Origin of the sequence: Colwellia sp. Bg11-28, from assembly GCF_002836245.1 — a bacterium.
Lineage (GTDB): Bacteria > Pseudomonadota > Gammaproteobacteria > Enterobacterales > Alteromonadaceae > Colwellia > Colwellia psychrerythraea_A.
Genome location: NZ_PJBA01000005.1, coordinates 277745 through 292246, shown reverse-complemented (window position 1 = coordinate 292246; position 14502 = coordinate 277745). Strand labels below are relative to the sequence as shown.

General features: G+C 38.6%; 9 protein-coding genes. 7 read left to right on the top strand and 2 right to left on the bottom strand.

Features of this window, described 5'->3' with window-relative positions; translation table 11 throughout:
• The first annotated feature begins 8 nt into the window (after window positions 1-8).
• A complete protein-coding gene (locus tag CXF79_RS06765; protein ID WP_101154423.1) occupies window positions 9-3101 on the top strand; it encodes an efflux RND transporter permease subunit in 3093 nt (1030 codons plus the stop codon).
• A gap of 207 nt (window positions 3102-3308) precedes the next feature.
• Here CXF79_RS06765 and CXF79_RS06760 read toward each other — a convergent pair whose 3' ends face one another.
• A complete protein-coding gene (locus CXF79_RS06760; protein ID WP_101154422.1) occupies window positions 3309-4409 on the bottom strand; it encodes an HDOD domain-containing protein in 1101 nt (366 codons plus the stop codon).
• Between the two features lie 362 nt (window positions 4410-4771).
• Here CXF79_RS06760 and CXF79_RS06755 point away from each other — a divergent pair, with 362 nt between their 5' ends.
• Window positions 4772-5527, top strand: coding sequence for an MBL fold metallo-hydrolase (locus CXF79_RS06755; RefSeq protein ID WP_101154421.1), 756 nt, complete (start codon window positions 4772-4774; stop codon window positions 5525-5527).
• Window positions 5528-6085: 558 nt separating this feature from the next.
• Window positions 6086-7891 (top strand): ABC transporter ATP-binding protein/permease, encoded by a 1806-nt coding sequence (locus tag CXF79_RS06750; RefSeq protein WP_101154420.1) that lies wholly within the window; start codon window positions 6086-6088, stop codon window positions 7889-7891.
• A 113-nt stretch (window positions 7892-8004) separates the two neighbouring features.
• Here CXF79_RS06750 and yihA read toward each other — a convergent pair whose 3' ends face one another.
• Window positions 8005-8679 carry a ribosome biogenesis GTP-binding protein YihA/YsxC gene (gene yihA / locus CXF79_RS06745; RefSeq protein WP_011041157.1) on the bottom strand — a complete coding sequence of 225 codons (675 nt, stop codon included), beginning with the start codon at window positions 8677-8679 and terminating at the stop codon, window positions 8005-8007.
• 245 nt (window positions 8680-8924) lie between these two features.
• On the opposite strand from yihA, the gene CXF79_RS23890 reads away from it, so the two are divergent.
• From CXF79_RS23890 to CXF79_RS06725, 4 genes are all read left to right on the top strand, one after another.
• On the top strand, window positions 8925-9881 hold the full coding sequence (locus CXF79_RS23890; protein WP_011041156.1) for a c-type cytochrome: 957 nt from the start codon (window positions 8925-8927) through the stop codon (window positions 9879-9881).
• A 112-nt stretch (window positions 9882-9993) separates the two neighbouring features.
• Window positions 9994-10644: a paraquat-inducible protein A gene (locus CXF79_RS06735; protein ID WP_101154419.1), complete on the top strand. Its 651-nt coding sequence runs from the start codon at window positions 9994-9996 to the stop codon at window positions 10642-10644.
• Entirely contained in the window at window positions 10631-11317 is a 687-nt protein-coding gene (locus tag CXF79_RS06730) for a paraquat-inducible protein A (protein ID WP_041736549.1), read from the top strand. Before CXF79_RS06735 ends, CXF79_RS06730 begins: the two co-directional genes overlap by 14 nt.
• Before the next feature lie 2 nt (window positions 11318-11319).
• Window positions 11320-14427, top strand: a complete 3108-nt coding sequence (locus tag CXF79_RS06725) for an MlaD family protein (protein ID WP_101154417.1) — start codon at window positions 11320-11322, stop codon at window positions 14425-14427.
• The last annotated feature ends 75 nt before the right edge of the window (window positions 14428-14502 follow it).

Below are 14502 nucleotides of genomic sequence, written 5' to 3'. Positions count from 1 at the left end.
GGATTATGATGCAAGAAAGTAAACCATCTGTAATGGACATATTTGTAAGACGACCGGTCGTTGCGATTGTCTTATCTATCATTATTTGTATTGCCGGCATTTGGTCAGCAAGTAAAATTCCTGTACTGCAATTTCCCAAAATAGACAGTGCCTCACTAGTTATTGAAACCTATTATATTGGCGCTTCGGCTGACGTAGTAAAAGGCTTTATAACTGAACCCATTGAGCGTGCGGCCGCGACTGTGCCTGGCGTTGAATACGTAGATTCAACAAGTACCTCTGGCAGCTCTAAAGTAACCGCTTGGCTCAAGTTAAATGAGAATTCAACACTAGCACTAGCAGAATTAACAGCAAGATTAGGACAAATTCGTTTCGAATTACCACAAGGTGCCCAAGACCCTGTTGTGTCTGTCAGTCGTGCCGACAGACCCTTTGCTGTTTTTTACTTAAATGTGCAAGCCAATGGTAATGACTTATCACGTATTACTGACTATTTAACTCGCCAAGTAAACCCAGTTTTAAATGCCATTGAAGGCGTACAACGTGTAGGTATTGAGGGTGCGAGAACACCAGCAATGCGTGTATGGCTAAATGCTCAGGCACTACAGATATTTAACTTAAGCGCTAGTGATGTCTATCAAGCCTTAGCAACAAACAACACCATAGCCACTATGGGTTATGTAGAAAATAGTCGTCAGAAAATTGATATTGTTGCCAATACACAACTCAGCAGTGTTGAAGAGTTTCAACAACTTGTCATTAGTGAAGTTGATGGCGCTACTATTCATTTAAAAGATGTCGCAAAAATTGAGCTAGCCGCAGAAGATACCAGCGTTACCGCTAGGCTAAACGATAAAGATGCTGTTTATATTTCTATTTGGCCTTTACCTGGTGCTAACGAGATAGCCATTGGTGATAGGTTATATGAAAAAGTTGATGAGCTGAACAAAACGCTACCCCACGGCATTTCAATTGATTATGCCTATGACGGCACGCTATACATGCGCGATGCATTAAAAGAAATTTTTACCACTCTCGCCGAAACGGTTATTTTAGTTGGCTTAGTTGTTGTGCTACTTATGGGTTCATTTAGAAGCGCCATAGTGCCTTTAATTACCATTCCAATTTCTATTTTAGGCGCGATTGCCGCTATGGGCATAATGGGTTTTTCATTAAACCTATTAACCGTATTAGCGATAGTGTTATCCGTTGGTTTAGTGGTAGATGATGCCATTGTGGTGGTCGAAAACGTGGCACGTTTAATGCGCCAAGGTTTATCGAAATTTGATGCTGCGCTCATTAGCTCCCGCCAACTTCTTGTGCCTATTATTTCAATGACATTAACTCTGGCAGCGGTTTACGCACCTATTGGCTTTTTATCAGGGTTAACAGGCGTATTATTCAAAGAGTTTGCTTTTACGCTAGCCATTGCCGTCATCATTTCAGGTATCGTTGCGATTACGTTGTCACCCATCATGAGCGCTTATGTGTCCCCCAAAGGTGGTGAGGAAAGTTGGTTAACCACTAAAGTAAACCATCTTTTTGAAAGGTTACAACGAAGATATGGACAATTGTTAACCCATATATTTAAGTGGCAGGGGCAAGTATTTTTAATCGCGCTAGTCGTTTCCCTGCTCACCGTACCTTTCTACCTTTATTCAAAAAAAGAATTGGCGCCAATAGAAGATCAAGCCACCGTTATGTTTGTCATTCAATCACCTCCTGATGCGTCAATGGCATATAACGTTGCGCAAATGAACCCCGTTGTTGAAAGTTTACAAGAGATTGAAGGGGGTAAGAAAATTTGGCAAATAATTTTTGGTGGCGGTGGATTTGGCGGTTTAGAGTTAGTTAATGCTGATAAGCGTGACTATAGTGCACAATCACTGGTACCCCAAATTTATGGTAAATTATCGCAGATCCCAGGACTTAACATGTTTCCTATTTTGCCCTCTTCATTACCGAGTTCGGGTCAATTTGAAATAGAAATGATTGTTAAAGCAACTGCTCCGTATAGCGAAATGAAGCAATATGCGGATCAACTTGTTGGTGCTGCCTTTTCCAGTGGTAAATTCCTGTTTGCTGATACCGATTTGAAAATAGATTTACCGCAAGTAGAGTTACAATTAAATCGTGATAAAATAGCCGATTTAGGCATGAATGTCGGCGAAGTTAGTGAACAATTGGGTATTTTATTGTCGAGCAATTTTGTTAATCGTTTTGATGCTAATGGTAAAGCTTATCGAGTGATCCCTATTGTTAATGATGAGGTGCGGAGTAAAACAGAAGCAATTTTATCATTGGATATTAAATTGCCTACTGGTGAGTTATTACCCGTTTCAGCGGTCGCAGATTTACAATGGAAAACCGTACCTAGGCAGCTGGGCACTTTTGCTCAACAAGCGTCTTTTAGAATCTACGGCGGTGTTGCGCCAGGTTCAAATAAAGAAGCGGCGTTATCCGCTATTGAAGATGCAGCTAAAGAAATATTACCTTTAGGGTATTCAATTGATTATGCAGGAGAATCAAGACAATTACGCAAAGAGGGTAATACCTTAGTTATGGTATTGGGTATTTCTTTATTGATTGTATTTCTGGTATTAGCGATACAATTTAATAGCTTTAGAGACCCGTTAGTCGTATTACTTGGCTGTGTACCATTAGCTTTATCAGGTGCCCTACTCATCCCTTATATTGAATTAACCACTATTAATATTTACTCGCAAATAGGGTTAATCACCTTAATAGGTTTAATTGCTAAGAATGGCATATTGATCGTTGAATTTGCTAATCATGCACAAGAACTTGGCGCTAATAAACTCGCGGCAGTAACTGAAGCGGCAACCACACGTTTACGTCCTATTTTGATGACCACAGCAGCCACTATATTGGGACATTTCCCGTTAGTATTAGTGACAGGTGCTGGTGCTGAAGCGCGTAATAGTATTGGTATTATCTTAGTGGCAGGCATGTTCATCGGCACAATATTTACCTTATTTATTTTACCTAGTTTCTATTTATTACTCGCAGAAAAAAGAGATAAGCTTATGCTCGATGAGATACAAGTCTCTGACGAAGCCTTGCAGAAAGTACATAGTTAGCTCTTTTAAAAGCCATCCGCAATGAACATGCGGATGGTTATTTAATGCATATTGTCCGTTATGATTTCATCAGTCGTAAAGGACTTCACATTAACCACAAGATCATGAAAGTGGCTCCTTACAGTGACCTCTTATCACTTGTTAGCTTCTGTCTTTGCTGTTAAATACTATCCTTAAATTTTAATCAAATAATAGGAAGTAACTGTACTAGTTGTTAACTCTATCTACCAATAAGCGCTCAACATATTGTTTCGCTTCGTTACTGTAGAGTAATATTTCTACCGATTCTTTTATCTCGCCTTCGGTTTTATCATTGTGCTCAAGCATCATAATTAGCTCACTAATTATATTAGCCTCATAGACAAAACAAGCTATAGGCCGTTTACTAAAAACGCCAGCTAACATTGAGGCATTAGTCACTTTAACTTGTAATGCCAATGCATCTAAAATGGACTGAGGGAATTGCCAATGTTTAGCAATGTGATAGGTTAGTTTTTTTGATTTTTGTTGCATTAATTCTTTAAAAGCATATGAGTTAGGCTGACAATCTGGATGGATAAAAGAAAAAGCTTCCATCAATAATTGATAAATAATCATATCGCCTAAGTTGCAAATCAAGCCAATAAGATAACCTTGTGCTGCCTCTGCTTTATAGGGGGAAGCCTTTATTAATGCTTTAGCAATAACACCCGTGCCAAAACTGTGTTGCCAAATTTTATTACCATATTGTTTAAAGTAAATTTGTGCTTGAGGTGTCATTTTACTGACAAAGCCATTGATCACACCTTCCATAAGTCCATTACTGCCCAGTAACATAAAAGCGGATTTAAGATCAGAAACTTCTTTATTTGTGCGGTTGTAAAAAGAGGAGTTAGCTAACTCAATCACTTTAGCGGCAATTGAGGGCTCTTGCTGAATCAAATTAATCAACTCTTGAGTATCAAAGTTATTGTCACTTAGCTGATCCATTACCTTACTCAGTGAGGCAGGTAATACTGGCATTGCTTCTATTATAGTATTAGGTTTTCGTAACACGGCTTCAATTTTGTCAGCAACATAATGTGATAGCTCATCGCGTTGTGTTGTCGCTGGGGACGGCCCAAATAAAAAATCATAGAATTCTTGGCAATGTGTTTCTTCAACACTTGCCAGACGTAGTAGCTTTACAGGACTCGCTCTTTGAACCTTTTCCAACGCTTGTTGCTGCGTTTCTTCTTCAGTATTTTTATCTTTTTCATAATAAAAATAATTCGGTTTCTTATTATTTTGTATACTGGGAAACAATAATTTAAGCATAGCTTTGAACATATAGATTTATTCCTAGTAATTTTTTTGCTTTTTTGAGTTAAGACTAATCAATTTAGGGAAACTGAAGAGCTGGCGTTAAATAATAAAACCATAGAATGACTATGATTAAATGATTGTCTAAAGCTTGAGACCTTAGGGTTATGATGAACAACATTTTCAAATTTTTCTTTGATTCAAACAGCGTTTGGCTGTTTTGTTTAAATCGATTCAAAAGAAAATTCTACATATACTCATTGTGCCGTGACATAACCGTTGGTCATAGTCAGTATGTTTTTTAAGATAAGTAAATAGAGTGCAGGCTGATGGTTTTTCTTTTACAGTGTAAAGCGACAATTAAATTATGACCAAACTGTTTTATCATTATGAAATTACATCACATAGCTGGCCATATCCAAACAATTTTGCTCGCAGAGTATCCTGATAAGTTACTTTTGCTTGATGGGTGCTGTCGCTCAGATATTTTAATGCTCAAGCATTTTATTACCAAAACCTTACAACGCTCTTTCAATGATTTAACCTTAGTCGTGGTAACACACATGCACCCTGATCATGCAGGTGCCGCCGATAAGCTTCGAAAACTCACTGGCTGTAAAGTTGCTACCGCCAATGTCAGTGGTCAATGGTACTCAGGCATAGACGGTCGCCTCATGCACCTTACCGACATACTATTAGCTAAATGGGTAGCAAAACGCATGAAAAAACCACGCATGAACTTCTGGTACTCTAGTCAGTTAACCGCCGATTATAAGCTTAATGACAATGAGCAAATACCCGGTTTTTCTGAATGGGTTGCCCTAGCGACTCAAGGTCATACAGATAGGGACTTATCCTTACACCACCTACCCAGTAATAAAGTATATGTTGCTGATTTAATAGTTAAGGTAAAGAATAAATTCATCCCGCCCTTCCCTATTTTTTACCCTAATCGTTATCGAGCTTCGCTCCATAAAATCATCGAATTAAAACCACAGAGTATTATTCTTGCCCATGGCGGTGAAGTAACTCCAACAGAAGATGATTATCAACATTTATTATCATTAGCACCTAAAATACCGAAAACACATTGGCGCTCAGTTAAAGCCAGGTTATTCAAACCATTTAAAAACAGTCGTAGTTGAAACTGAAATCAAGTTAACTATGCGTATAAAAGTGATGGTTTTACTACTGACATTACTTAGTTTTGTAGACCTATATCGTAATTAGCCCCATTTTTTACAATCTACATGCGATTATTTTATGAACAAATCGCTCAATAATGATCTAAATCAAAGAAAAAGAGTAATTACTCTATAAATGGCTTTACTTGTGTAGAGTTGTTGCTCTATAATTACCTTGTTCTTAAGCGAACACTTATTGTAATAATTTTTTTGTAGCTTCCCCATAAGCTTTGCCGATGCAATTCACAACTACTTATTAGTTCTGAAAATACCATCGGCTTTTTTTTATCTGTAAAAACATCAATTCCCACACAGTCGTTATTACTTCCTCTTACAAACTTACTTCATATTTCAGTAAAACTTCCTAGTTCAACACCTATGGAAAGCGTAAACTACTGCTCATTAATTCATTCGCTAGTTACTAATATACTTAATAACGAGTAATGCCAATTGAAAGATTAGACCGTTTTAGACTGATCAAATAATTAGTTCAATTGGTATATTAAATTCTGAGATTTTATGTCTGACCAACCTGCTGCTAGTGATCTAGCAGAGAATGCTTCAATTGATACTCCTGAAAAGAAAAAGATCTCCATTCTTCTTGAGCTCATTCAGTTTATTCGCCCTTATAAAAGTCAGGTATTAGCCGCCTTTATTGCCCTTATTTTTACCGCAGGTGTGATGCTATCTGTTGGTCAAGGCGTGAGAATGCTCATTGATGAGGGCTTTGCTCAACAATCTATAGAGCAATTACAGCAAGCAGTACTATTTATATTGGCTATTACGGTGTTAATTGCTGGGGGGACATTTTTCCGTTTCTACTTGGTTTCTTGGTTAGGTGAACGAGTAAGCGCTGATATCCGCTTGGCCGTTTTTAATCATGTCATCACCTTACATCCCAGCTATTTCGAGACTAACGGCAGCGGCGATATTATGTCGCGCATTACCACCGATACTACCTTACTACAAAGCATTATTGGTTCTTCGTTTTCTATGGCCATCCGTAGTGTACTAATGCTATTAGGTGCTTTAGTTATGCTATTTGCTACCAATATCAAATTAACTTTTATTGTTTTGCTGTCGGTACCATTTATTTTAGTGCCGATATTGTTTTATGGCCGTAAGGTCAGAAAATTATCGCGTAAAAGCCAAGATTCAATGGCTGATGTTGGTAGCTATGCCGGTGAGGCAATTGAGCATATTAAAACAGTACAAAGTTATACCCACGAACAACATGAAAGACGCTCTTTTGGTAAGGAAGTTGAAAAGTCATTTAACATTGGTCGCAACCGTATAAAGCAACGTGCCACATTAATTGCCGGCGTTATTATTATTGTTTTTGGTGCAATTACTGGCATGTTATGGGTCGGCGGTAGTGATGTTATTCAAGGTAAGATGAGCGGTGGTGATTTAGGTGCTTTTGTCTTCTATGCCATTCTGGTCGCTTCTTCGTTAGCCACTATTTCAGAAGTATTAGGTGAGTTACAACGTGCTGCGGGTGCTACCGAAAGATTAATAGAGATATTACAGGTTGAAAGCCATATTCTTCCTCCTGTTGAAAATGCTATTTCAGCGAAAGAGCTCAACGCCCAAATTGTTTTTGAAGCAGTCAGTTTTAATTACCCTTCTCGACCCGATCAAGCCGCAACGCAAGCACTAAACTTAACCGCTCAACAAGGTAAAGTATTAGCGCTAGTGGGTCCGTCTGGCGCAGGGAAAACTACACTATTTGAATTATTACAGCGTTTTTATGACCCACAAGTTGGTCGTATTACCTTAGGTGGTACCGATATAAGACAGCTTGATCCAAAAGATCTTCGCCAACAAATGGCTTTAGTACCGCAACAGCCGGCATTATTTAGTAGTGACGTTTTTCATAATATTCGTTACGGCAAACCTGAGGCTAGTGATGAAGAAGTTATTTCAGCAGCTAAAAAAGCCCATGCTCATGAGTTTATTGTCAACTTACCTGAAGGTTATAACAGTTTTTTAGGTGAACGTGGTGTGCGCTTATCGGGCGGTCAACGCCAACGTATTGCTATTGCACGTGCAATATTAAAAGACCCACATATTTTGCTATTAGATGAGGCAACCAGTGCCCTTGATAGTGAAAGCGAACAGCACGTGCAACAAGCATTAGAAGAGTTAATGCGTGGTCGCACAACAATTATCATTGCGCACCGACTATCAACTATTCAACATGCTGATAAGATTGCAGTGTTAGAACAAGGTCGAATAATCGATATGGGCGATCACCAGTCATTATTGCAAAACTGCGAGTTGTATCAAAGATTGGTGGAATTACAGTTCAAAAAGCTTGGCTAGTTTTAATAGTTGCCTAGGGAGCAGGCACAAAAAAAGGAGAATAGCGTGTTGCTTTCTCCTTCTTGTAATAGTGTGATGTTCAAACTTAATGTTCATCTCACTTTATGACGATATTACTCTTCTTCAGTAAATTCATCTGAATCATCAAAATCATCTTCTTCAGGTAATTCATATTCTTGTGCTTCTTGTTCAAGCCACTGACAAATAATGGCATCAGCTTGTTCTTTGCCCGTATATTTGAGTGATGAAAAAGCCTGCACTTGAATATCAGCATTTAATGATGATAATGCTTTTTTCACCGCTAATACTTCAGAACTACGTTTACCTTGCGAGAGCTTGTCACACTTAGTTAATAAGGCTAAAACAGGTAAATCACTGTCTGCGGCCCACTGTATTAAATCCATGTCTAAGTCTTTTAAAGGATGACGAATATCCATCAATACCACTAATCCTTTCAGACACTGGCGTTTTTCTAAATATTCACCCAACGCTTTTTGCCACTTTTTCTTCATTGCCAATGGCACTTGAGCAAAACCATAACCGGGTAAATCGATAAGGCGTCGATTCTCTGCTACTTCAAATACGTTGATGAGCTGAGTTCGACCTGGAGTTTTACTAATGCGCGCCAAACCACGTTGATTGGTTAGCGTATTCAAAGCGCTTGATTTACCTGCATTAGAGCGCCCTGCAAAAGCAACTTCAATACCAGAATCAGCTGGTAAACGGCGGATATCTGGGGCGCTTATGGTAAAGGCGGCTTTAGTTAAATGTATCTTTGTAGAAGACAAGGGCTTCACTCGTTAAAAATTTTCGCCATTATAGCGTTTTTCTTTCGCTTTTATTATTAAAAAAATGCATAAAACTGTGAAATTATAGTTTTTTTTGCTCAATTATTGCTTATCCACTATTACACAAGACAAATATTCGTGTAAAATGCCGACACATCCATCATACTTTTTTATCATTTCTTAATTAGATAGCTAATATTTTTTTCAAATAGCTAGGTAATTAATGACAAGCAGAGAGCAACTCAATGAAAAAAATTATCTTTTCGCTATTTGTAGCTTTAAGTTCAGTAAGTGCTGTACAAGCCGCAGATGCTAACGCAGGCAAAGAAAAAGCAGGTGCTTGTAGCGCTTGTCACGGTCCTACAGGTGTTAGTGGAAGTCCTATGTTTCCTAACATTGCCGGTCAAAATGACGCTTATATCATCAAGCAATTAAAAGATTTTAAATCAGGCGCTCGTACCGATGCCATGATGGCACCGATGGCAGCTAACCTATCTGATGCAGATATGGCTGATTTAGCGGCTCACTTCTCAAGTTTACCTAGTGCAAACGAGCAAGCGGCAGCATCATCAAGTGCAGATACAAGCACAGGTGCAGCACCAGCAGCGGCTCCTGCAGCAGGGAACGTTGAAATCGTTTCTTCTACACCAGCAGCAGCAATTTACGCAGGTAATGTAGCCGCAGGTCAAAACAAATCAGCTGCGTGTGCAGCTTGTCACGGCGCTGACGGTAACAGCTTAGTACCTACGTACCCAAGTCTTGCTGGTCAAAGTGCTAACTATATTGCTAAGCAATTAGCTGATTTCAAATCAGGTAATCGTAACGATCCAATAATGGCCGGTATGGTTGCAGGTCTTTCTCAAGAAGACATGGATGACTTAGCTGCATACTTTGCAGTACAAAACACTAAAGCGGGTACTGGTGAGTCAAATTCAGCGGGCCATAAGTTATACTTAGGCGGCGATGCAGCTAAAGGCATTACAGCATGTATTGCTTGTCATGGCGTAACGGGTAAAGGTATGAAACAAGCTGGTTTCCCAAGCCTTACTGGTCAAAGTAAAGATTATTTGAAAAAGCAACTTGCTAGCTTCCGTGATGGAAGTCGTGGTAATGACAACAGTGGTATTATGCGTAATATCGCGATTAAATTGTCAGATGCTGATATTGAAGCGGTTTCTCAATACATCACGTCATTAAAATAATAATGGCTTGGTTGCTTCATTAACAAGTTTCTAAAAAAGCAGCGTTTATCGCTGCTTTTTTTTCATTATATTTTGACATAATCAAATAAGTGGATGGATAACTAGCAGCGAAATGAACAACAATACTAACACCTCATTATTAGTCGCTTGTCAGCAATGTGATGCGCTATATGACAAGCCACAATTGAAACAAGGGCAACTTGCCAAGTGCAATCGTTGTGGCAGCACCTTGATAGAACGAAAAGTCGATTCTATTGAGCGTAGCTTTAACTGGTCTCTTGCTGGCTTACTGTTAATGTTACCCGCTATTTTACTGCCTATTATGGGTGTAACCTTGGCAGGACAATTTCATCAAGCTTCTTTATTTGATTGTATTTTAGTGTTGATTGACCGCGGTTTTTTTATGATTGCCTGCTTGGTCTTTCTATTCGCTATTGCTGTACCCATTGTACGTTTAACCGGCGCACTTTATATTTCCTATAGTTTTAAATTCAACAAGTTAAAACCCTCCTTATTAAACTTCTTTCGTGCTTATCATCACCTTGATAACTGGGCGATGCTCAATGTCTTTATGCTGGGTATTGTCGTGTCTATGTATAAATTAATTGATGATACTGAGCTATCAGTTAACCTTGGCTTACTCGCTTTTATTCTTTGGTTAATTTGCTCTACTATGTCGGCTGTAGCCCTAGATCAAGACTATATTTGGGACAAGCTAGAAAAAGCTTTTACAAAAGATGAGGTACAAGATGAGAACAGCTAAGCAACTTGACCTCACTTTATGCCCTAAATGTCATAAGCTTAATCGTTTAAAAGCAGAGCCCCAGCAATGTAGCCGCTGTAATGGTCTATTTTATCAACGTAAGCGCAACAGTTTACAATACACCTTGGCGTGGAATTTGGCTGCCTTATTAGCCTTTATTCCTGCTAATCTTTATCCAATAATGATTGTTTATCAATTGGGTATTGGTGATGAGGCAACCATTTTGTCGGGTATCGGCGAGTTTATTGATCATGGTTTATACCCAATAGCTGTGATTATCTTTACTGCCAGTATCATAGTGCCTTTATTAAAGATTATCGGCTTATTTGTGTTAGTTTATAAAGTACATACTGGAATTCGTTTAAAGCCCGACAAACATAGCAAATTTTACCACGCGCTTGAGGTATTAGGGCCATGGTCAATGCTAGATGTATTCGTTGTAGCTTTAATGGTTACTGTGGTTGAACTTGGCTTTGTTACTTCCGTAGCAGCAGGTCCTGCTATCAATTATTTTACCATTACGGTAATTTTTACCATGTTTGCTGCTAATAGTTTTGATCCGCGTTTGTTATGGGATAAAAAAGCGGATAGTAAAACAGCAAGACAAACGCCATTATTATCAATAGATTCGCCAGACGATATACCAGGCACTTTACCAGAAAAAAAGGGATAGAAATGACCGATAAAAAAGACTTTGCTGCCTCTGAGCATAATAACAATGACAATATTCATGCAGAAGTTGTGCCTCGACAGGGCATATCTATTATTTGGTTTGTGCCTTTTATCGCCTTAATTTTCGGCTTATGGCTCACCGCAAAGGTAGTTTCTGAACAAGGGACTTTTATCACGATAGAATTTGATAATGGCTCAGGCATAATACCCAATAAAACAGAAATTCGTTATAAAGGTTTAGTGACTGGCTTAGTAAAAAAAGTGGTACCGTCAGCAGATTTACAACGCGTTATTGCCGAAGTAGAAATTTCTAAAAACTTTACCGACTACCTTACTGAAAACACGCGTTTTTGGTTAGTCAGTGCTGATATATCACTGCAAGGGGTTTCTGGGCTAGATACGCTGATTTCGGGTAGTTATATCACGATAATGCCGGATACAAATCAAGAAGCAGACAGCCAAGATCATTTCGTCGCGTTAACTGAAGCGCCGACCTTAGACATGTCGACTCCAGGCTTACACCTTACCCTGCATACCGATGTATTGGGCTCTATCAGTGAAAATTCACCCATTAGTTTCAAGCAAATTCCCATTGGACATGTTACGGGTTATCACTACAAAGAAAGCAGTAAAAAAATTGGCATTAATATTTACATTAAACCCGAATTCGCGCACTTAGTAAAAGAGAACTCCTTATTTTATAATACCAGCGGTGTACAAGTTACCGCGTCACTCACTGGTGGCGTAAAGGTTAATACCGAGTCGTTGGCCTCTATTATGGCTGGCGGAATATCCGTTGATAACTTAAGTTATCAAACAGAGTTAGCGCCCGCTAAAAATGGTCAAACTTTTCCCTTACATGCTGACTTTCAATCAGCTGAAATGGGCCATGAAGTTGAATTAACGTTAGAGTGGAATTCAGGCATAGATCATAATGCTGCCATTTTATTCCAAGGCCTAACCATAGGCGTTATTGAGTCATTCAGTAAAATAGACCCTGTAAGTCGAAAGATTACCGCAACGGCTAAAGTTAACCCTCGCGTAGTACCTTACTTAACGGATCAATCGCAGTTTTATATTGTTGCACCTCAAATTAGCTTGGCAGGTTTAACAAATGCTAAGACATTATTAACGGGAAACTACCTAAGCATCAGGCCCTCTTTAGCTGGTAACCCAAGTAACAAATTTAATGTATTTAGCAGTAAACCTCCGTATAAATACACAGAGCCGGGCTTGCACTTAATGTTAACAAGTAGCGATCGTAGTTCATTGCAAATTGGTAGTAATGTATATTACAAACAACAAGTGGTTGGTAATATACAAGCCATTGAAACCACTGCGCCAGAACGTCACTTAATTCATATCCATGTCCAACCAAAATTCAGCCATTATGTGAATCATAGCAGCCGTTTTTACAATAATTCTGGCGTTAAAATATCGGCCAATTTACTGGGAGTCGATATTCAAGCACAGTCATTACAGAGTATATTAACGGGTGGTATTGCTTTTACTAGCCAAAATAGTACACAAGAGTCACAAAAAAAGTTGGTCAAAAATGGTGATAGTTTCTCACTCTATGCCAATAACAAACTCGCCGAACAAAATATAAGCTTTACATTAAATTATATGGCTAGCGAGCACATAAGTTCTGATACTCGGCTTTTATATCGCGGCATAGAAATTGGCGCAATTCATCAAACTAAGATTCAAGGTAATAAACAACAACTACAGCTAGGGTTATTACCTGAGTATGAACATATATTAAAAGCCGACACACAATTCTATATAGTTAAACCAAACTTAAGTCTTTCTGGTGCTAGTGATACCGATGCTTTATTCGGTGGCACCTACATCACCTTTAATCTTGGTCAAGGTAAAGCTAAAAATCAGTTCACTTTGTTTAGCCAACCGCCAGTAAAATTAGCAAGTTCACCCGGCTTACAGCTTTCCTTATCCACCGATCACGCCAATGTGGCGACGCCTGGTAGTGCAATTAGCTATCGTGGAATAACTATTGGTCAAGTAGACAATGTCAGCCTAAATAAAATTGATGACGAGATTAAAGTCAACATAACAATTGATGAAGAACACCGAGGTTTATTAAAAAGTACCAGCCGTTTTTATAATGCTGGCGGTATGACTATTTCCGGTGGTTTAAGTGACTTTGTAGTAAAAACTGAATCAATTGATGCCATTTTACGCGGCGGAATAAGCTTTTATAACCCAGAAGTATTACTGCCAACTTCACTAATAACTAATACCCAAGTTGAAGAATTGTCAAACTTCACTTTATTTAAACATGAAGAGCATGCCAAAGATGCTGGACAAACAATTAGCATCCATTTTAATGATATTTATGGCTTAAAAGTAAATACAAAAGTTATATACCAAGAGCAAACCTTAGGCACAATTGAGCGCTTAATATTTACTGCAGACAAAGTTGGCGTAACCGCTTTAGTACTACTAAATGATTCAGGCAGCCAATTTGCTCGCCAAGGAACAAAATTTTGGAAAATTGAACCTCAAATTGGACTAGTAGGTTCGAAGAATGTTGCCGCCTTACTTGACGGTGCCTTTATTGGTTTGTTACCGTCACATAATGTAGAAGCTCAGCTGAAGAATGAATTTGAAGCTCTTGAGTTGGCCCCGACCGTTGAACAACTGAGTTATGGCTTAAATATCAAATTGACTACAGCTCGACTTGGCTCGGTTCGCGTGGGTAATCCTGTGTTATATCGCCAAATTAAAGTCGGTAAAGTCATTGGTATTGATTTATCTGCTACAGCCGATCAAGTAAATATTTTTATCAATATCGCCAAACGTTATGCGCCGCTTGTTAATGGGAATAGTCAGTTTTGGAATACCAGTGGTATTAATATAGAAGCCAGTATTTTCTCTGGTATTAATATTGATTCTGAATCGATAGAAACCCTAATTGCGGGTGGTATTGCCTTTGCAACACCTGACATTGATGAAAATAATGATAAAGAGCAAAATGATGAAACGAAGTCCCTACCTGGAAGTTTTATTTTGCATCAAGACGTCGATGAAGACTGGTTAGAATGGCAGCCAAAAATAGCAATTAACAATCAAACTACTTCAGCTGAGTAATTACGCTAATTAATTACTTACATTTTAATTAACCCCAAGACTTTAATTTGGCGACTTTCTCATTTATGTTATCTT